Below are 19,402 nucleotides of genomic sequence, written 5' to 3' on the forward strand. Positions count from 1 at the left end.
GTTTGGGTCAGCGGGGGCGGGCGTTTGACGGGGATAGAAGTGGTGTTGGTGGTGGGAGGTGCTGCTGTAGCAGCAGTCTGTCAGCAATGGTTGTTCGGGGTGCAGCAGAGGGTTTTGTGGTGTTTTGCAGATTGCTATCGCCGGCAAGCCGGCTCCTACAGGTTATCGGTGACCTTGTAGGAGCCGGCTTGCCGGCGATGGCGGTCTTGATCATGCCGGCGCTGTGGCGACGATATCGTCGATCGACGCACCCGCTTCGGCGCTGCGCAGATAGGTCTGGTACAATGCCGCATAGGCGCCGCCCTGATCGATCAATTGGCTGTGCGGCCCTTGTTCGACCAGGCGGCCATGACGGATCACTGCAATGCGGTCGGCATCACGAATGGTTGCCAGGCGGTGGGCGATGATGATCGCGGTGCGGCCCTCGCACAGTCGGCGGAACGCGCGCTGAATGCGTCGCTCGGTGTGGATGTCGACCGCCGAAGTCGCTTCGTCCAGCACCAGCACCGCCGGGTCCGCGAGGTAGGCGCGCACCAGGCACACCAGTTGCCGCTGGCCATGGCTCAAGTGCCCGCCCAGCGGCCCGACTTCGGTCTGGTACTGATGCGGCAGGCGTTCCAGCACTTCGTCCGCTCCCAGTTCCCGGGCAGCAGCAATCAGCCGGGCATCGTCCGCCTGGGGCGCGGCGAGGCGCAGGTTATCGAGGATGCTGCCGCTGAACAGCACATTGTCCTGCAGCACCACGCCGACGTTGCGCCGCAGTTCATGCTGGGAGAGGTCGCGGATATCAACGCCATCGAGTTTCACCGCCCCCGACTGCACCTCGTAAAAACGCGTCAGCAACTGCACCAGCGTGCTCTTGCCATGGCCCGAGGGGCCGACGATCGCCAGCACTTCGCCGGCCGGAATCTGCAGGTCGAGGTCATTGATCACCGGTGAAGAATTGCCGGCATCGTAGGCAAACCGCACCCGTTCAAAACTGACTTCGCCGCGGGCCTTGCCCAGGCGTTGCGGGGTGGTGCTGTCGCTGATCTCCGGGCGCGTGTCGAGCAGCAAAAAGATCCGCTGCGCCGAGGCCGATCCGGTGGCGTAACGCTCGAACAGGTCCGACAGTTCCTGCAACGGCCCAAGAAACAGGAACACATAAAACAGGCTTTCCGCGACCTGGCCCACGGTGACATCCGCCTGCGCCAGACCATAGGCGCCCACCAGCAACAGCACCGCCATGCCGGCGGAGCTGAGCAGCGCGGTGAACGGTGCAAACCAGCTGGATCGCAGGCTGCCGCGAATCAGCGCCTGATTGAAATCATCCAGCAAGCCGCGATAGCGCCGCAGGTTGGGCGCTTGCTGGGCGCATTGTTGCAACATGCGCGCGCCGCTGACGCTCTCCACCAGATGCGCGGTGAAACGGCTGCGGTTTTCCGCGACTTTGGCCCAGTTGCGCTGGGAAATGCGTTTGAAACTCCAGGTCGCCAACACCAGCAACGGCACCGTGGCGGCGAGGCTGAGAAAGAATCGCGGGTCGATCCGCCACAACATCACCGAGGCAAGGCCACAGCGTAGCAATGCGCCCAGCAGTTCGGGTGGGCCCTGAATCAGCAGCGGTTCGAGGGCGTCGACATCGCGGTCGGCGCGAGAAATGATCCGCCCGGCCTTGGTCCGGTCGAAGTAGCTGACACTCAAGCTCTGCACATGGGCAAATACGCGCACCCGCAAGTCATTGAGTACGCGGATCGCCGCGCTGCCTGCGACAAACTGCGAGACACCGGCGAGCAGGAAACGCCCGAGCCAACTGGCCGCCAATCCGAGGCCGAGCCACAGCACCAGGCGTTCGTCGAGCAGCCAGTGATCGTTCTGTTGAATCAGCCCACGGTCGAGCAATTCGCGGACAAACCACGGCCGCAGAAACACCGTGAACACCAGCAGCAGTTCAATGCCGATGACGCCGACAATGTGCCGGCGAATCGGTTTCAGCAGCGGCAACAGCCGGCTGAACATGCTGCGGTCGAGGGCCTTGCGGGCGAGCATTTCTTCGATTTCGATATCGCTCAAGGCCTTGCCGGCGATTGGGTTAGCCATGGTCGATCCCTAGCAGGTCGCGGTAGTCCGGATGGGTTTTGAGTAATGCTTCGTGGGTGCCGTTGGCGGCGATTTTGCCGTCCTGCAGCATCAGCACGCGGTCGGCCAGGAGGATGGTCGAGAGCTTGCTGGAGATCACCAGCAACGTGGTGGCCCGGCCCTGATCGCGGCGCAACTGGCGAATGTTGTTGAGTACCTGGCGTTCACTGATCGCATCCAGCGCGCTGGTGGCGTCGTCCAGGCACAGAATGTCCGGCTCGCCAAGCAGCGCGCGAGCCAGGCTCAGACGCTGGCGCTGGCCGCCGGACAAGGTCACGCCGCGATCCCCCAGCGGCGTGGCCAGGCCGTGCGGCAGGCGTTCCAGCACATCTTCGGCGGCGGCCAGGCGCAAACCGTGACGCAGTTGTTGATCGCTGGCGTCGGATGCGGTCAGGCGCAGGTTGGCCGCCAGGGTGTCGGAAAACAGGAAGCTTTCCTGTGGCACCACGTGCACCCGGCGTCGCAATTCGTCGAGGTTCAACTGGCGAATGTCTTGCCAGCCGGCGCTGTCCGAACCGATCAGCAGACGCCCGGAATTGATGTCGCTGAGGCGTGGCAACAGGCTTGCCAACAGGCTTTTGCCAGTGCCGGTGGCGCCGACGAGCGCGACGATTTCGCCGGGCTGCACGGTCAGCGAGCAGTCATGAAGAATGTCCAGGCCGCCACCCGGTGCGCTGACGTTGACGTGTTCCAGTTTCAGCCCCAGCGGCGTGTCGGGCAGGGGTGCGTTGCCGCTGCGGATCGCTGCAGGCTCGTCCAGCAGTTGCCAGATCCGTTCGGCGCTGGAGCGTGCGTCGGCGAAGGTCTGCATCACCCGGCCAATGCCTTCGATGCGGAACACCAGGGTGGTGGCGATCAGCAGCGAGGTCACCAGTTCACCGATGCCCAATTGCGCGGTGGCCACCAGGTGCGCGCCGTACACCAGAATCCACACATGCCCCAGCGCGACGACCGCTTGAGGCAACGGAATCCGCGAACTGGAATAGGCGAGGGCCTGGCGGGCATGCTCGGCGAACACCGCCACCTGCCCGGCGAAACGCTGGATGCGGCTGTGTTCCAGGCCAAACGATTTGATCACCCGCACGCCGCCGATGCCTTCGCTGAGGTCCTGATTGACCCGGTCGTAGGCCTCGCCGACGGCGCGGTCGAGGCTGACCAGACGCTCGGTCTGGCGCACGAAAATCCACAGGCCGAACACCGTCAGCAGCAGCGGCACCAACCCCAGCAGCGGGTTGTACCAGCTCAACAGGCCGACGGTGGCCAGCACCACCAGCGGGGTTTCCACCACCTGGCGCCAGAAACTGATCAGCGCATCGCGCACCTTGTCGGCATCGCGGGTGGTGCGGGTGATCATTTCGCCCATGCCGTGCTGCCAGTGATAACCCAGGTGCAGGGTTTGCACCTGCTGCAGGATGCGCTCGCGCAGGCGCGTCAGCAGTTCCTGGCTGAGCACCAGCGACAGCACGCTGGCGGCGTATTGCAAGACGCCACGGCCGAACGCCACGGCGAGCATCAGCCACAACCAGTACCAGCCGAGGCTGGCGTCGAGACTGCCATCGGCTTGCCGGACAACCGCGCGGCCGGCGCTGACGTCGTTGACGGCGTGGCCGATCAGCCATTGCTGCCAGACCAGTCCGAGGTTCACCGCGATGTACAACGCCGCCACCAGGGCGAAGCGCCAGGGCATCTCCCGGTAAATCGCCAGGCTGCGCAAGAGAGGATGTTTTTCGATCATGAAAAAGCTCTGTGTGGTGTGCGGACACGATCTCGACCCTGTAGGAGCCGGCTTGTCGGCGATGGGGCCTTGGGATTTTGCATGGGGCTTTAGGGCGCCTTCGCGGGCAAGCCTCGCTCCTACAGGGTTTCGCATTTGTTCAGGTTGAACGCCGAACCTGTAGGAGCCGGCTTGCCGGCGATGGGGCCTTTGGGTTTGCATCGATTTCGAGGACGCCATCGCCGGCAAGCCAGCTCCTACAGGGTTTTGCATTTGTTCAGGTGGAACGCCGAACCTGTAGGAGCCGGCTTGCTGGCGATGGGGCCTTTGGATTTGCATCGATTTCGAGGACGCCATCGCTGGCAAGCCAGCTCCTACAGGGTTTCGCATTTGTTCAGGTTGAACGCCGTCCCTGTAGGAGCCGGCTTGCTGGCGATGGGGCCTTTGGATTTGCATCGATTTCGAGGACGCCATCGTCGGAACGCCGCCCGCAGCAAGCCGGCTCCTACAAGGGGAGACGGTGCCTGGGGGATCACCGTCCGGGGCTGGTCGCGCCCTGTTTTTCCTTGGCGTTGAGGATTGCGGTGTATTCGCCGGGGTCGACGCCGTTGAGGTAGTAGTTGCCGACGTGGTGCAGGCGCCAGCGGATCGGGTCGTGGGTGGTGTGGACCCTTGCGTTGCGCCAGAAACGGTCGAGGTTCCATTTGCTCAGCGAGGAACTGGCGCCAAGCAGGGAGAAAATGTCGCTGGAGATTTTCAGCGACGCCGCGTCGGAGTGGGCGCGGGCGGTGGCCACCGACAGAATCAGCTCGTCCTGCAGTTCCTTGTTGTCCGGGTCCAGTTCGTGCTGATCGAACACCCGCGCCGCGTCGCGCAGCAGTGATTGCGCGCCGCGCAGGGCCACGGCGTATTCGCCGATCTGCTTGATGATGTGCGGCTCCTGATTGGCGTGATCGACGCCGCTTTCCACCCACGGCCGCGCATTGTGATTCAGGTAATCCACCGCAGCCGACAACGCACCTTCGGCAATGCCGGTGTCGATGGCCGCGTGGAGAATCTGTGGGAAGGTCAACCCGGTACGTTTCATCGGCCCTTTGCGCTGGGAGACGAACCCTTCGTCGAGTTCGATGTTGTCGAAAATCACTGTGCCGCTGACCGAGTTTTTCTGGCCGAACGCTTCCCAGTCATCCACCAGCGTCAGGCCCGGTGTGTTGCGATTGAGCAGCACACCGGCACCGCCGTCATCGCTGGCGGCGGTCAGGGAAATCCACTCGGCCAGGTAGGAACCGGTGGAGTAGAACTTGCTGCCATTGAGGATCAGCTTGCCGTCGGCGCGGCGTTCGACGCGGGTCTTGAGGGCGAATTTATTCTTGCCGCCGACTTCCGCCAGGGCATTGCCGAAACGCTTGCCGGCCAATACATCGCGAACCAGTCGGTCGCGAATCTCGTCGGAGTATCCGGTAAAAATCCCTCGCAGCATGACGTTGTGGATTTGCAGCAACTGACCGACGCCGCCGTCGGCGACTGAAATGATTCGCACGGTTTCGACGATGGTTTCCACCGAAGCGCCGAGGCCGCCAAACGCCTTGGGCACGCCAATGGCGGTCAAGCCGCTCTCCGACAACAGTTGCGCCTGACGCCGTGGCAGTTGGCCGTTTTGACTGGCGTCGGCGGCAATTTCGGCAATCTCCCGGGCGATGTCCCTGGCCACGGCGATGGCTTGAGCCTCGCTGTCCAGCAGGCGGATCGGCGCCTGTTCTTGTATCAGTTGTCCGGCGGGGTTGTGTTCGACCTTGCTCATTGCTGTACCTCTGATCATTGATCTGATGATGGCCATGAAACCTTGTAGGAGCCGGCTTGCTGCGGGCGGCGTTCCGACGATGGCGGCGGATCAAACAACATGGATGTCGCCTGATGCACCGCCATCGCCGGCAAGCCGGCTCCTACAAAGGGATCGGTGTTTCACGGGCGTTGAAGGGCCTTGAGCAAGTTCTGCGCCAAGGGCTGGAATGCCCGCCCGGCAAGGGGTTGGGCGGGGTGGTGTTGCTGGGGAAGCAATGCCGCTGAGGCGACTGCTCGGCCAGCAGCAGTCGCCGCGCAATGCTGCTGGCAGGCCAGCAACCAGCGTCGGTTGTTTGCTTGGTGTCAGGCGCAAAGCCCCTTAAACCGGGCGTTTCAGCTCTTGGCACGGGCGCTGCAATAGCTCTGGCAACAGACACTTGCCCAACCACGGAGCTGCCCATGACGCTTGCTGCCAAACAATCCCGACCCGCTGCCCCGGCTGAACTGGAGCAGATCTGGTTCACCCGTTGCCCGGTGCCGACCGCTTCCGGCATCGCCTACAAACTCGGCTGGCTCAGCGAAGAATTCGCCGCTGACGGCCTGCCGGTGTCGACCTTGCAGGAGGCCCGGCAACTGGGGCATCACCACTACGATCACGAGTTGCCGGGCCTGTTTCGTGAAGGCGGCAACGTACCGGCCCTGGCGGCACGCGCCGCTGGTGCGCCGAGTCGCCTGATCGGCCTGACCTGGATCGAAGAGTGGCAAACCATCCTGGTTCGCCCGGACTCCGGCATTCGTCGTCCGCAAGACCTAAAGGGCAAGCGTCTGGCGCTGCCGGCCTGGGGTGAAACCCGCCCCGGCAGCATCGCTCGGGCCATGAGCCTGCACGGCTACAAAGGCGCGTTGAGTCTGGCGGGGCTGGGCTTCGATGACGTCGAACTGGTGGAAGTGGCGCTGCAAAACCAGGAGCAGGCGGCGAATCCTCAAGAGGGCTTGCAACGCCTTTGGTCGGGCCTCGATTACCTGGTGCGCGGTGAAGTCGACGCGGTGTACGTCAAAGGCGCGTCCGCCGATGATGCCGCGCGGCGTCTCGGGCTGGTGGTGGGCATTGACCTCGACCTGATCGCAGAGCCGCGCTATCGCATCAACAATGGCACGCCGCGCCCGATCACGGTCCACCAGAGCCTGCTGGACAACCATTTCGACCTGGTCGTGCGCTTCCTCGCGCAAACCCTCAGCGCCGCCGATTGGGCGGCGAACAATCGCGAGGCGTTGAACGCGATTCTCGAAGAAGAAACCCGCGCCGGCAGTGCCGGTGTCGCCGAAGCCTATCGCGGTGAATTCCACACCACGCTGGCGCCTGACCTGTCGGCACAGCGTCTGGAATTTCTCGATACCCAGAAAGATTTCCTTTACCTGCACGGCTTCCTCGAACGCGATTTTTCCATCGCCGACTGGGTCGATCCGCGCCCGTTGCAAGCCGCCCATGAACTGTTGGCCAAGCGCCGCGCCTGACTCTGGAGAATTGCCATGACCGTACTCATCAACGAACAACTGATCAGCGAAGAACTGAAAAACTTCATCGACAAGGTGCTGGTCGAGGCTGAAGAAGCCTTCACCGTGTTCCGTGAAACCAACACCATCACCGCCAACGGCACCGTTGGTTTCATCGAGCGCGTACCGGGCCAGGAGCTGCTGGTGTCGGTGAACTACGGTGGCCCGTGGAATTACCGCAAGCCGCTGCAAGCCACGGTCACCGACTTCGAAGGCAAGGTGATCTTCGGCAAAGGCAAGGGTGGGTTGGGGCGTTACACCAAACTGTTCCAGCAACATGCCGATGTGACCACCGTGTCCCATGTGCACTCGCCATACCTCGGCGCCTGGGCGCAAACCCACCGCACGCTGCCGTTCCACTACGTGCCGGTGCAGCGTTATCAGCTCGCCCGGGAGTTGCCGGTGTACATCGACCGTCGTCAGCCGGAAGTCGATTTCATCCTCGACAAGATTGCCGAAAACCCCTTCAACCTGGCGATTCTCGAAGCCAACGGCGGCTCCACCGTGTGGGGCAAACAGGGCCTGCGCGCCACCGCCGAATTCATCCTGTTGCTGGAGGAGGGCGCGCAACTGCAATTGCTCGCCGACGCCCTCGGCGGCTCCCGTGCCTATGGCCCTGGCGTGCTGACCCAGCAATGGAAAATGAGCGGCCTGTACGACAAAGCCACCGAGCTGGGCCTGGTGCCGGCCATCGACCGGCGCAGCTAACGATTTCAGGTCCCCTTGTAGGAGCCGGCTTGCCGGCGATAGCGCCCGAAAGATCGACGCAAAGCTCAATGGCCCCATCGCCAGCAAGCCGGCTCCTACAAAGTTCGGCGTACACCGATTGACCTGAACAAAACACAGACCCCCTGTAGGAGCCGGCTTGCCGGCGATAGCGTCCGAAAGATCGACGCAAGGTTCAAGGGCCCCATCGCCAGCAAGCCGGCTCCTACAAAGTTCGGCGTACACCGATTGACCTGAACAAAACACGGAACCCTGTAGGAGCCGGCTTGCCGGCGATGGCGGCCGAAAGATCACCGCAAGGTTCAAGGGCCTCATCGCCCGCAAGGTCGACACACATTCAAGGAACACACCCATGGCTGTAAAAATTCTCTGGTACCTCACCACCCCCGACGGGCCTTATCCGTGGGAACCCGAAGGCCGCTGGACAACCGATTTCGAACATCTGAAACAACTTGCCGTGGCCAGCGACCGTCTCGGTTACTACGGTTCGCTGCTGGGTTCCAGCCCCAACGAAAGCCTCGCTGTCTCGGCCGCGCTGATTGATGCCACGAAACGCCTGCGCTTCCTGGTCGCGCAACACCCCGGCGAACTGTCGCCAGCCGTGTTGGCCAAGTGGGCGCTGACCTTCGATCAATTCTCCAACGGCCGCCTGCTGTTCAACGTGGTCAATGGCAATGACGCCGGCCTTGCCACCCTCGGCGTGCATTACCCCCACGACGAACGTTATGACTTCAGCCTCGAATACTGGCGTGCGTTCCAGAGCTTCTACGCCGGGGACACCTCGGGGTTCGACGGCCAGTACGTCAAGCTCGCCCCCCGTTCACCGGCTGCCGCGAGTCATCCGTTGGGTGGCTGGCATCCGCCGAAGCAAAAGCCTGGCATCCCACTGTGGGGCGCGGGCACGTCGGGGCCGGGTGTCGCGCATTCGGTGCAACTGCTCGACGTGTACCTGAGCTTCGCCAACACCCCGCCGAAACTCGGTGAGAAATTCCGCAAGGTCGCAGCAGAAGCCGCGAAAATCGGCCGTGAGCTGACCTTCGGCACGCGCCTGCAAATCATCGTTCGCGAAACCGAGGAAGAGGCCTGGGCCCACGCTGAAAAACTCTTGCAACGTACCTCGCTGCAAACCGCGCGCACGGCCATCGAACGTCAATTGCCGCCCGGTGAAACCCTGGAAACCTTCCACAGCGACGATCCGCAGATCCAGCGCAACGTCGAGGCCATTCGCGCCGGCCGTTTACCCAAGGCCCGGGACCTGGAGATCTACCCGAACGTCTGGCTCGGCCCGAGCCTGTTCGGCTTCAACATCCTCGGCCCGGCAGCCGGCACTTACCTGGTGGGCAGCGCCGAGCAGGTCGCCGAGCGTATTCGAGAATACGAAGCGCAGGGCACATCGGCATTCATTCTGTCCGGTTTCCCGCTGATCGATGAAGCGCACCGGGTGGCGGATCTGCTGTTCCCGTTGCTCGATCTGGATCACGGTTTCGACGTGCCGAAACTGGGTGTCAGCACACCGGCACCACGGCGTGTAGCAGTGACCGAGCGAGTCTGAGGAGACAGCGATGAACGAATTTTCCCGTCGCCGGTTTCTCGGCAATGGCCTGGCGGTCAGTGGCGGCCTGTTGCTCGGCAGCAGCCTGCTCAGCGGATGCGACAGCGGGGCGCAGGTCAGCGGTGCGGCCGCATTGTCCAGCACTCCGGTGCGCGGCGGTCGCTTGCGGGTCGGCATCATCGATGGTGATCAGTCGGGCAACCTCGACGCGCACAAACCGGTGGGCGGCGGGATCATTCGCGGCTGGGCGCTGTACAGCAAGTTCTGGGAATGGAACACCGACGTCAGCACGCGCCTGGCCCTGGCCGAGTTTGCCGAACCCAACGCCGACGCCAGTGCGTGGACCATTCGCATCAAACCGGGCCTGGAGTTCCATCACGGCAAGAGCATCGGCGCCGATGACATGCTGTTCTCGATCCTGCGCCTGACCGATCCGAAACTGGCGTCGCCATTTGCCGGTCTGGTGGGCGCGATCGACCGCAACGCGTTGCGCAAACTGGATGCGCGCACCATCGAAATCCGCTTCAAGGAAGGCCAGAGCTTTTACCCGCTGGATGAAACCCTGATCAGTTTCGGCGGCATCGTCCCCACCGATTACGACCCCGTCAGCAACCCGGTCGGCGCCGGCCCCTACAAGCTCAAGAGTTTCATTCCCGGCCAGCGCTCGCTTTATCAGCGCTTCGAGAATTACTACAAGCCCGGCCAACCCTATGCCGATGAACTGGAGATCATCGAGTTCAAGGACCAGGTGTCCCGCGCCGCCGCCCTGCGCGCCGGGCAGATTGACGTGGCCAGCGGCGTGCAAGCCGAACACAGCGCACTGCTCAAGGCCGACTCGCGGCTGAGGTTGTACGCCTCGCCGAGCACCTCGTTCACCGGGTTCAATCTGAATCTGGCGAAGCAACCGTTTCAGGATCAGCGGGTGCGCCAGGCGTTCCGCCTGCTGGCCGACCGTCGCGAGTTGGTGGACCGTGGCCTCAACGGTTTCGGGCGCATCGCCAACGACCTGTATTCGCCCCACGACCCCACCTACAACCACAGCATTGCCCAGCGTCCCTACGACCTGGAACAGGCGCGTTCGCTGTTGCGCCAGGCCGGGCAGACCGACCTGCGGGTGGAGCTGACCACCACGCCGGGGCCGGGTGTCAACGCGGCGCTGGTGTTTGCGCAACAGGCGAAAAAGGCCGGGGTCGAGATCAAGGTCACTCAGGTCGATGGCTCGGTGTTCAACGGTCCGCAACGGGAAAACTGGCTGCTGTCGCCGGGCTCCACACCGGCCCGGGGTTTTCTCGCGTCGGCGCTGCACAACGATGCGCCACAGGCCATCTACAACCGCAGCAACTTCCACGATGAACGCTTCAGCGCGCTGTACCGCCAGGCGCTGGCGCAACCCGACCTTGAGCAACGCAAAGTGCTGGTGCACGAAGCGCAAGGCATTCAACACGAACGCGGTGGCTTGCTGATCTGGGGCTTCAACGATGTGCTCGACGCGGCATCGGTGCGGGTCGGCGGTTTGCAGCCTGAACAGACCACGTTTGCCTCTTGGCGTTTTGATGAATTGTGGGTGAACCATGCCTGAGCCTTCTTGCAAAGAACCCCGCACGCCAGCCTGGCTGTCGTGGTTTATCGGGCGCCTGGCTTACGGATTGCTGACGGCGTGGGTCATCAGTCTGGTGGTGTTCATTGCCACGCAGGCGCTGCCCTCGGACCCGGCCCGGGTGATTCTCGGCCCCGACGCGCCGCTGGAAAGCATCCTCACCTTGCAACGCCAGTTGGGTCTGGACCGGCCGATTCTCGAACAGTACCTGCGCTGGCTCGGGCATGCCCTGAGCGGCGAACTCGGTGTATCGCTCGACTCCAACGCGCCGGTCGGCAGCATTCTGTTCGGCCGTTTCGGCTGCACCCTGGCGCTGCTCGCCGGGGTCATTGCGGTGGTGGTGCCGGCGGCGTTGATGCTCGGCGTTTCCCTGGCGTTGCGCCGTGACAGTCGGCTGGATCGCTGGAGCCTGTCGCTGCTGATCTTCCTTAAAGCCACGCCGGGGTTTCTGTTGGCCATCGGTCTGGTGCTGCTGTTTTCCATGCCGCACATGGACCTGCTGCCGGCGGTGTCGATCCTCGATCCGGACAAGTCGTTGCTGCGCCAATTGCAGTTCCTGGTGTTGCCGGTGCTGGCCCTGAGCCTGTCGGCATTGCCGTACCTGACGCGCATGGTGCGGGCATCGATGATCGAGGCGCTGGAGTCCGATTACGTGATCGCTGCGCGCCTGCGCGGCATTCCCGAGTGGCGCATCGTCTGGCGCCACACGCTGCCCAACGCACTGATCCCGGCGATTCAAGGCGTGGCGTTGACGCTGAGAACGCTGATCGGCGGCGCGCTGTTGGCCGAGGTGATTTTCAGTTACCCCGGCATCGGCACTTCGCTGAATTCGGCGATCCAGATGCGCGATTTGCCGATGGTCCAGGCCATCGTGCTGGTGATCACCCTCGGCGTGGTGTTGATCAACCTGCTCGCCGATCTGCTGACCGTGCTGCTTACGCCGAAACTGCGCACCGCCCGCCGCGTGACCATGATTCAGCGTAACCGCCGGGGCATTCAGCCGTGGTGGCGACGTTCCCCATCCAAGGCGCCTTGAGAGGTAAAACATGACTGACTCCCGACGTTCGCGCTGGCAGGTCTGGCTGGCGGAACCGCAAACCCGCAAAGGCGCGCTGATCACTGCGCTGGTGGTGATACTGGCCTTGTCTGGCCCGTGGCTGGCGCCGCACAGCCCGACGGAAATGCTTGGTTCGGTGTACGGCGCACCGGTTGGCGCGGCATTACTGGGCTATGACTTTCTCGGGCACGACGTGGTGTCGCGCTTGCTCAGTGGCGGCCTCTCGGTGTTGTGGATGTCGGTGGCGGCGGCCTCGATTGCGCTGTTGACCGGTAGCACCCTGGGGTTGCTGGCGGGTTTTTCCCGGCGTCGGCTCGACCAATTGATTACCTGGCTGGCGGACGTGTCGCTGGCCTTTCCCGACCTGATTCTGGTGTTGTTGATTGTCTCCATGCTCGGCCGCGCGCCGTGGTTGATCGTGTTGACTGTGGCCATCGCCTTCACGCCCGGTGTGATCCGCCTGGCCCGTGGCAGTGCGGTGGCGGTGGCGGGGCAGGAGTTCGTCGAGGCCGCGCAGATGATGGGCTACTCGCGGCGGCGGATTCTGTTCAGGGAGATCCTGCCGAACATCCTCACGCCGCTGCTGGTGCATTTCGGCAACATGCTGACCTGGGGCGTCGGCATGCTCTCGGGCCTGAGTTTTCTCGGCTACGGCGTGGCGCCGCCGACCGCCGACTGGGGGCTGATGATCAATGAAAACCAGGCCGGTTTACTGGTGCAGCCGTGGGCGGTGCTGGCCCCGGCGATCCTGATCGGCATCTTCGCCTATGGCACCAATATCCTCGCTGAAGGCATCGGCCGCAGCAGTTCACGGATCGGAGAAAAACAGCCATGAATGCGATTGCCGGGATCGAGTCCCGCCCGTCGGTGACCACTGCCGGGGTGTTGCAGGTGCGGGATTTGCGGGTCGAGTTGGCGGGACAGATTGACGTGCTGTCCGGGGTTTCGTTCAGCCTTGAGGCAGGCGAGATTCTGGGGTTGGTCGGCGAATCCGGCTCCGGCAAGACGACCCTGGCCACCGCGTTGCTCGCCCATGCCCGACGCGGGGCGCGGATTGTCGGCGGGCAGGTCGAGGTGTCCGGTCATTCGCTGCTGACCCTGGAGGGCGAAGCGTTGCGCTGGGCCCGTGGCAGCCTGATCGGCTACGTCGCGCAGGACCCGGCGACGGCGCTGAACCCGGCGCTGCGCATCGGCAGTCTGCTGCGCGAAACCCTCGGTGCACATCAGATTGAGCTGGATCGTGCGGCGCAACAGCAGCGCATCGCCGATACCTTGCGTGATGTTGGCTTGCCGGACGATCCGGCGTTTTTGCGGCGCTTCCCCCATCAGCTCTCCGGTGGGCAGCAGCAACGGGTGATGCTGGCGCTGGCGTTTGTCCTGCGTCCGCAGTTGATCGTCCTTGATGAACCGACCACGGCGCTGGACGTCACCACTCAGGCGCACATCCTCGCGACCTTGCGCCGCTTGTGCAAAAGCCTCGGGGTGGCGGCGGTGTATGTGTCCCACGACCTTGCGGTGATCAAGGACCTGGTCGACCGGGTGATGGTGATGTATGCCGGGCGCATCGTCGAAGTCGCCGACCGTGAAGCGTTGTTCACGCGGCCGGCTCATCCGTACACCCGAGGCCTGCTGGCGGCGATTCCCGATGTGGCGCAGCGCCGCGATTTGCAGGCGATCCCGGGGCATGCCCCGGCACCGGGGCAGCGACCGCACGGCTGTGCTTTCGCGCCTCGGTGTTCGCGTCGCGCCGCCGATTGCTCGCAGGCTGAGCCGGCCTTGCACGACCTGTCTTCAGCGCAGCGAGTGGCGTGTCTCGATCCGCATCTTCAGGCCTTGCAGCTAGTTGCCCAGGCGCCGGTGTCGGCTGTCGATGTGCCGGTGGAGCGGGCGCCGTTGCTGGAGATCAAAGACTTGAACGTGGCTTACGATCGACAGGTGTTGTTCGACGTTTCTCTGCGGGTGGCCGCCGGGGAATGCCTGGCGCTGGTGGGCGAATCCGGTTCCGGCAAGACCAGCCTGGCCCGGGCCATCGCCGGGCTCGGGGAAAACGCCGAGGGCGACTTGCACTATGCGGGTGTGCCGCTGAGCTTGTCGGCCCGCCGACGTGACGAGCGGCAACGGCACCAGATTCAGTACATTTTTCAGAACCCGTACCGGGCACTGAACCCGCGACAAACCGTTTACCAGACCCTGAGTGCGCCGCTGGAACACTTCTTCGGCATCAAGGGCAACGTTGCGCGCCAGCGCGTGGATGCGGTGCTCAAGCGGGTGTCGCTGCCGGCGTCGGTGGCCGATCTGTATCCGCACAGCCTGTCCGGCGGCGAGCGCCAGCGCGTGGCCATTGCCCGGGCGCTGGTGTGTGAGCCGAAACTGCTGATCTGCGATGAAATTACCTCGGCGCTGGACGTGTCGGTGCAGGCTTCGATCCTGGCGTTGTTGCGACAATTGCAAATCGAAGGACTGACCCTGTTGTTCGTCACCCACGACCTCGGCGTGGTTCGCGCGATTGCCGACCGGGTGTTGGTGCTGAAGCTGGGAAGGGTGGTGGAGCAGGGGGCGGTTGATGATGTGCTGGATCAGCCACAGGCGGCGTATACGCGTACGTTGCTGGAGAATTCGCCGACGTTGGGCGCATAGTCGGCTTACCGGCAATTCGATGGCGAACGTTATGCCGCCATCGCTGGCAAGCCAGCTCCTACAGGGTTATGGGGTGTACGCCGAAATGCGGCTTGGCACAAACCTGTAGGAGCTGGCTTGCCGGCGATGGCGGTCAAACAGACACATTCAGAACTGAACTTTGACAACGACCATCCCGCCTGCGCACTAGCCTTGTGTTTCTCCCAACAACACAGGAGGGCAATGGAATGCCCGATCTTCCCCACGCCAACCAATTACGCGCCGGTCGTTATTCTCAAAGCGGCCAAATCTACCTGCTGACGGCCGTCGTCCAGCATCGCGAGCCCTTGTTCAGCGATTGGCGGACCGGACGGTTGTTGGTACGAGAATTTCAACATGCGCACGCGGGGGATCTGGTTGAATCTCTTACCTGGGTCATCATGCCCGACCATTTCCATTGGCTGGTCGAACTCAAACAGTGCACCTTGCCAACATTGATGCGGGGCACCAAATCCCGCAGTGCACGGATGATCAATGCTCACCTCGGACGCTCCGGGCGTTTGTGGCAAAAAAACTTTCACGACCGGGCGATTCGGCGTGAAGAGGATTTACTGGCGGTGGCGCGTTATGTCATCGCCAATCCGATACGTGCTGGCCTTGTCAGGCGTGTGCACGATTACCCGCTGTGGGATGCCAAATGGCTGTAGGCGCACATTTTTCTGGTGATCGTTAAACCGCCATCGCCGGCAAGCCGGCTCCTACAAAGGCATGGTGTGCATGTTGAAACGTGGCACGACACAACCCTGTAGGAGCCGGCTTGCCGGCGATGGCGTCGGTGGAAACTACGCCACCCGCGCCTTGCGCCGCCGTGCTTCCTCGCGCACCGCCGGGATGATCCAGCGGCCGTAATCGACGGTGTCGTACAGCGGGTCATAACCACGATTGAGGAAGGTGGTCACGCCCAGGTCGACGTAATCGAGCAACGCCTGGGCCACGGTTTCCGGGGTGCCGACCAGGGCGGTGGTGTCGCCGTAGGCGCCGACGGCGGTGGCGGTGGGCATCCACAGGGCGCGGTCGTGACGATCACCTTGTGCCGCAGCGGCGAGCAAGCGTTCGGAGCCGGTGCCCTTGATGCGTTTTTGCCAGGGGCTGCCGGCGGCGAACTGTGGATTGGCCTTGATCTGTTCCAGAATCTGCTCCGCCCGCTGCCACGCCAATTCTTCGGTCGCCCCCAAAATCAAGCGCACGGACAGGCTCACCCGTGGCGCTTCCACGCCCGCCGCACTTGCCGCCGCGCGCAGTTTGCCGATCTGTTCGGCGACGCCGCTCAGCGGTTCGCCCCACAGCGCATACAGGTCCGCGTGTTTCACCGCGATCTGATAGGCAATGTCCGACGACCCGCCAAAGGAAATCGGAATGTGCGGCTGCTGCAATGGCTTGACCGGCGAGAAGGCGCCCTTGATGTTGAAATACTGCCCCTCGAAGTCGAACGGTTCTTCAGCCGTCCAGGTGCGCCGGACGATCTCCAGGTACTCATCGGTGCGCTTGTAGCGTTCGATCTTGTCCAGCAGGAAGTCGCCTTCCTGGGGTTCGGCGGTGATGCCGGTAATCGCATGCAGGCGAATCCGCCCGCCGCCGGTGGTGTGATCGAGCGTCGCGAAGGCTCGGGCAGCGGCGGTGGGGGCGTTCAATGCCGGACGATGGGCGATCATGAAACCCAGGCGCTCGGTGTGCGTCGCCGCGTAGGCCGCAATCTGCAAACTGTCCGCGCTGCCCGGGCCGCTGGCGATCAGCACCCGGTCGAAGCCTGCGTGTTCATGGGCGCGGGCGTGGTGGCGGATAAAGTCCAGATCGAAATCCGCGCTGCGAATGCCACGGGTCTCGGACCACTGGCGGGGGAAAATCATGCCGACAAATTCAATGGACATGGAACACTCCTGATAGCGATAGGTGCCGCTGCGTTAAAACTGGTAATCCACCTGGGCCAGCAACGTGCGGCCAGGCATGGGTTGCAAAAAGGTGTTGGTCGAGCCGGCCAGGCCACTGACGAAGTTCAGCTCGTTGGTCAGGTTGAGCACCCGCAACGTGGTGCTCCATTGCGGCTGGCGGTAATACACCGCGAGGTCGAGGTTGTACTCGTCGGGGATTTTCACGGTCTTGCTCAGGTTCAAATACCAGCTGCTGGTCCACCAGCCGGACAGCTCGGCGCCGAAGCCCGAGTCGAAGCGATAGTCGACATAACCGCTGGCGGTGTACTCGGGAATCTGCACCGCGTCGAAGCGCCCTGACGGCCGCTGATTGAGGCTGTTGTTGTCGCCGAACACCGTGCCGTTGTCGGGCGCAAACCCGGCCGAGGCGAAACCGGCCTGGGAGGCGAACTCGTTGTAAGCGCTGAGTTTCGACAGGTTGAGACCGCTGCGCAGGTGATTGTCCGGCTGGTAGCGAAGGGTCGATTCCACGCCCTTGATCACCAGTCGGGCAATGTTGTTATTGCTGTCGGGCGATTGATCCCGCGCCTGCTTGAACGCGGCCAGGGTCATGAACAGTTCGTTGGGCACCGCTTCGACTTTCAGCCCGACTTCGTGCAACACGCTGAGGCTCTGGAAGGCCAGCGGGTTGAGCTGATTGGCACCGGCGCCGCTGCCCCAGCCGAGGCCGTTGGAGAAGAACCCGGTATTGACCGCCAATGAGCGATCGAAGGTGTAATACAGCGTGCTGTTTTCGGTCGGTTTGACGTACGGGCTGACCTGAAACGCGAACAGCCGATAATTGTCGCTGTCCTTGCGCGGATTGCCGCCGGCCAGCACGAACGGGTTCTCGATTTCAGCGTCGATCCAGCTGCGGCTGGCGCCAATGTTCAGACCGACACTGTCACCGAATCGCAGGTTGTGCTGGCTGAACAGGGTCTTGGTGGTCCAGGTGCTTTCGGCGGTGTAGGGCGCCACCGACTCGGCGTATAAACCGTGGCCCGCCGGGTACATCGCCGGCAGATTCAGCCAGCCGTAGTAGTTGGAAAACTGCGCCACGCCGGGCTGGCCGATCCAGGCGCCATTGCCGCCGGCGGGGTTGGAGCCGGTCAGGCCCAGCAAAGTGCCGGGATTCTTGCCCGACGGGTCCTGGGTCAAGTCATAGGCGTTGATGGTCGAGCCGAAATTGTTGTTGGCGGCGATCGACTGGTTGAACTCGCGGCGGTAGATCACCCCGGTGTTGCTGTCATCGCGCAGGGTCAAGCCGCCGAGCTGCACTTCGTTGCGCGAGCGGAATTCGAAGCGGTTATCGAACAGATTGTCCTTGGACTGCACCTGGAAAGAACCGACCGCATCGGTCATGTCTTTGGAGCGCTGGTAGAAGGTGCTGTTGGCCAGGGTGATGGTCGGTGTCAGGTCGGCTTCGACCCGCAGCTGTGTGGTGAAGCGCCGCGAGCTGTTTTCATCCTCGTCGCGCTGGCCGGTTTGTGACGACAGGCTGGTCAGGCCATTGCCCGTCAACGTCGGGTCATACACCCAGCCGCGCAAACTGCCGGGGCTGCTTTGGGTGTTGGGCGAGGCCGTCTGGAAGCTGCCGTTGACCACGCTGTATTGACCTTGTGCGTTGCGCTGGCGTTTGACCCAGCCGAGGGTCGGCGCATCGGCTGCGCCGGACGCCAGCACCGGTGACCACAGGGTGTTGCCGTTCTGGATGATCGGCGTGGCGCGCCCGGCGTAGTACTTGCCGCTGTCCACCAGTTCCTGGTTGGCGCGGTTCCAGCCGTGGGTGATGTTGTAGTCGTAGTAATTGTCGTAGCTGGCGTTCCAGTCGACCCGCACCGTGTCGTTGCGCCAGGCGAGGGCACCGTAGAACGCGTCGAAGTTGTTGTCGACGTTGTCGTAGAAGTCTTCCTGGCGCTGCTTGGTGATGCTCAAGCGATAGGCGAGGTTGTCAGTCAGCGGCCCGGTGTTGTCGATGCTGAATTTACTGGAATCGCGGGATTCACTGTCCGGTACCCAGGCGCCCAGTTCGCCGCTGAGTTTGGTTTTGAATTCGTTGAAATTGGGCTTCTTGCTCAGGTAATTGACGTAGCCGCCACTGCCCGACACCGAACCGTAGGTCACCGAGGACGGGCCGGCGACGATGTCGGCGCCTTCGTAGGCGTTGAAGTTGGCCGGGTGGCGCACGCCGTATGCGCGTTGCCCGTCCTGGAACACTTCGGAACCCTGGGCGCGGAACTGCGGGGCGAGGCCGGCGTTCTGGCCGCCGCCGCGAGTAATGCCGGGGGCGTATTTCACCAGGTCATCGGCGCTGCGGATCGAGTCGCTGGCCAGTTGCTCGGCGTTGATCTGGGTGATGGAGCGCGGCGTGTCGAGCACCTTGGTTTCGATGCCGCCGTAGACGGATGTGGGTGGCCGGGTGGGCAGCGCGTCATCGTCGGACTCGCTGGCGGTGGCCTGGACGGTGACGGTTTGCAGTTGCGTGTCGGCGGCGAAGGTTGGTATCGACAGGGTCGACATCACCGCCATGGCCAGGGCGGAGCGTTTTACGGGCAAACGAAAGGCGATAGAGGGCATGGCAAATGAGCCTCGAGATGATAATTCATGGAAATTTGTAGGCGCTTCCTGACACCCCCCGACCTGTAGGAGCCGGTTTGCTGGCGATGGCGGTGGTGGCCGTTATGACGCCATCGCCAGCAAGCCGGCTCCTACAAGGATT

Annotated in this window: 15 protein-coding genes; 10 read left to right on the forward strand and 5 right to left on the reverse strand. The window is 63.2% G+C overall.

The features are described from left to right. Positions 1-180 (forward strand): hypothetical protein (locus KGB27_RS11980; protein ID WP_223554593.1); only part of this gene is annotated, 180 nt, incomplete at its 5' end. Positions 181-210: 30 nt separating this feature from the next. On the opposite strand, the gene KGB27_RS11985 is transcribed toward KGB27_RS11980, so the two are convergent. The 3 genes from KGB27_RS11985 to KGB27_RS11995 form a co-directional block, all read right to left on the reverse strand. Beyond that, complete coding sequence (locus KGB27_RS11985; protein WP_223554595.1) at positions 211-2,079, reverse strand: ABC transporter ATP-binding protein; 1,869 nt, start codon at positions 2,077-2,079, stop codon at positions 211-213. Continuing rightward, the gene (locus KGB27_RS11990; RefSeq protein WP_223554597.1) at positions 2,072-3,853 is read right to left on the reverse strand and encodes an ABC transporter ATP-binding protein; all 1,782 of its coding nucleotides are present in this window, start codon (positions 3,851-3,853) and stop codon (positions 2,072-2,074) included. Before KGB27_RS11990 ends, KGB27_RS11985 begins: the two co-directional genes overlap by 8 nt. A gap of 511 nt (positions 3,854-4,364) precedes the next feature. Next, a complete protein-coding gene (locus tag KGB27_RS11995; RefSeq protein WP_008029144.1) occupies positions 4,365-5,633 on the reverse strand; it encodes an acyl-CoA dehydrogenase family protein in 1,269 nt (422 codons plus the stop codon). Between the two features lie 113 nt (positions 5,634-5,746). On the opposite strand from KGB27_RS11995, the gene KGB27_RS12000 reads away from it, so the two are divergent. From KGB27_RS12000 to KGB27_RS12040, 9 genes are all read left to right on the forward strand, one after another. Then, positions 5,747-5,899, forward strand: coding sequence for a hypothetical protein (locus KGB27_RS12000; protein WP_223554600.1), 153 nt, complete (start codon positions 5,747-5,749; stop codon positions 5,897-5,899). Positions 5,900-6,073: 174 nt separating this feature from the next. Beyond that, positions 6,074-7,129 carry an ABC transporter substrate-binding protein gene (locus KGB27_RS12005; protein ID WP_223554602.1) on the forward strand — a complete coding sequence of 352 codons (1,056 nt, stop codon included), beginning with the start codon at positions 6,074-6,076 and terminating at the stop codon, positions 7,127-7,129. Positions 7,130-7,144: 15 nt separating this feature from the next. After that, complete coding sequence (locus tag KGB27_RS12010; RefSeq protein ID WP_192229261.1) at positions 7,145-7,876, forward strand: class II aldolase/adducin family protein; 732 nt, start codon at positions 7,145-7,147, stop codon at positions 7,874-7,876. 370 nt (positions 7,877-8,246) lie between these two features. Beyond that, complete coding sequence (locus tag KGB27_RS12015; protein ID WP_223436386.1) at positions 8,247-9,446, forward strand: LLM class flavin-dependent oxidoreductase; 1,200 nt, start codon at positions 8,247-8,249, stop codon at positions 9,444-9,446. Positions 9,447-9,456: 10 nt separating this feature from the next. Then, positions 9,457-11,025 carry an ABC transporter substrate-binding protein gene (locus KGB27_RS12020; protein WP_192229263.1) on the forward strand — a complete coding sequence of 523 codons (1,569 nt, stop codon included), beginning with the start codon at positions 9,457-9,459 and terminating at the stop codon, positions 11,023-11,025. Then, positions 11,018-12,079 (forward strand): ABC transporter permease, encoded by a 1,062-nt coding sequence (locus tag KGB27_RS12025; protein WP_223554604.1) that lies wholly within the window; start codon positions 11,018-11,020, stop codon positions 12,077-12,079. Before KGB27_RS12020 ends, KGB27_RS12025 begins: the two co-directional genes overlap by 8 nt. Before the next feature lie 10 nt (positions 12,080-12,089). Continuing rightward, positions 12,090-12,935, forward strand: coding sequence for an ABC transporter permease (locus tag KGB27_RS12030; RefSeq protein WP_207286623.1), 846 nt, complete (start codon positions 12,090-12,092; stop codon positions 12,933-12,935). After that, positions 12,932-14,737, forward strand: a complete 1,806-nt coding sequence (locus tag KGB27_RS12035) for a dipeptide ABC transporter ATP-binding protein (protein ID WP_223554606.1) — start codon at positions 12,932-12,934, stop codon at positions 14,735-14,737. Before KGB27_RS12030 ends, KGB27_RS12035 begins: the two co-directional genes overlap by 4 nt. 227 nt (positions 14,738-14,964) lie before the next feature. After that, entirely contained in the window at positions 14,965-15,423 is a 459-nt protein-coding gene (locus KGB27_RS12040; protein WP_223554608.1) for an REP-associated tyrosine transposase, read from the forward strand. 135 nt (positions 15,424-15,558) lie between these two features. Here KGB27_RS12040 and KGB27_RS12045 read toward each other — a convergent pair whose 3' ends face one another. Together KGB27_RS12045 and KGB27_RS12050 are read right to left on the reverse strand one after the other, a co-directional pair. Beyond that, the gene (locus KGB27_RS12045) at positions 15,559-16,644 is read right to left on the reverse strand and encodes an LLM class flavin-dependent oxidoreductase (protein WP_223554610.1); all 1,086 of its coding nucleotides are present in this window, start codon (positions 16,642-16,644) and stop codon (positions 15,559-15,561) included. Between the two features lie 33 nt (positions 16,645-16,677). Further along, positions 16,678-19,260: a TonB-dependent receptor plug domain-containing protein gene (locus tag KGB27_RS12050; RefSeq protein WP_223554612.1), complete on the reverse strand. Its 2,583-nt coding sequence runs from the start codon at positions 19,258-19,260 to the stop codon at positions 16,678-16,680. Positions 19,261-19,402: the final 142 nt, after the last annotated feature.

The organism is Pseudomonas sp. BF-R-01 (assembly GCF_019946615.1).
GTDB lineage: Bacteria > Pseudomonadota > Gammaproteobacteria > Pseudomonadales > Pseudomonadaceae > Aquipseudomonas > Aquipseudomonas migulae.

What these genes read in the sequence shown, in the direction of transcription:
- KGB27_RS11985 (WP_223554595.1), bottom strand. Translation starts at nt 2,079, where the DNA reads ATGGCTAACCCAATCGCCGGCAAGGCCTTGAGCGATATCGAAATCGAA.
- KGB27_RS11990 (WP_223554597.1), bottom strand. Translation starts at nt 3,853, where the DNA reads ATGATCGAAAAACATCCTCTCTTGCGCAGCCTGGCGATTTACCGGGAG.
- KGB27_RS11995 (WP_008029144.1), bottom strand. Translation starts at nt 5,633, where the DNA reads ATGAGCAAGGTCGAACACAACCCCGCCGGACAACTGATACAAGAACAG.
- KGB27_RS12000 (WP_223554600.1), top strand. Translation starts at nt 5,747, where the DNA reads ATGCACCGCCATCGCCGGCAAGCCGGCTCCTACAAAGGGATCGGTGTT.
- KGB27_RS12005 (WP_223554602.1), top strand. Translation starts at nt 6,074, where the DNA reads ATGACGCTTGCTGCCAAACAATCCCGACCCGCTGCCCCGGCTGAACTG.
- KGB27_RS12010 (WP_192229261.1), top strand. Translation starts at nt 7,145, where the DNA reads ATGACCGTACTCATCAACGAACAACTGATCAGCGAAGAACTGAAAAAC.
- KGB27_RS12015 (WP_223436386.1), top strand. Translation starts at nt 8,247, where the DNA reads ATGGCTGTAAAAATTCTCTGGTACCTCACCACCCCCGACGGGCCTTAT.
- KGB27_RS12020 (WP_192229263.1), top strand. Translation starts at nt 9,457, where the DNA reads ATGAACGAATTTTCCCGTCGCCGGTTTCTCGGCAATGGCCTGGCGGTC.
- KGB27_RS12025 (WP_223554604.1), top strand. Translation starts at nt 11,018, where the DNA reads ATGCCTGAGCCTTCTTGCAAAGAACCCCGCACGCCAGCCTGGCTGTCG.
- KGB27_RS12030 (WP_207286623.1), top strand. Translation starts at nt 12,090, where the DNA reads ATGACTGACTCCCGACGTTCGCGCTGGCAGGTCTGGCTGGCGGAACCG.
- KGB27_RS12035 (WP_223554606.1), top strand. Translation starts at nt 12,932, where the DNA reads ATGAATGCGATTGCCGGGATCGAGTCCCGCCCGTCGGTGACCACTGCC.
- KGB27_RS12040 (WP_223554608.1), top strand. Translation starts at nt 14,965, where the DNA reads ATGCCCGATCTTCCCCACGCCAACCAATTACGCGCCGGTCGTTATTCT.
- KGB27_RS12045 (WP_223554610.1), bottom strand. Translation starts at nt 16,644, where the DNA reads ATGTCCATTGAATTTGTCGGCATGATTTTCCCCCGCCAGTGGTCCGAG.
- KGB27_RS12050 (WP_223554612.1), bottom strand. Translation starts at nt 19,260, where the DNA reads ATGCCCTCTATCGCCTTTCGTTTGCCCGTAAAACGCTCCGCCCTGGCC.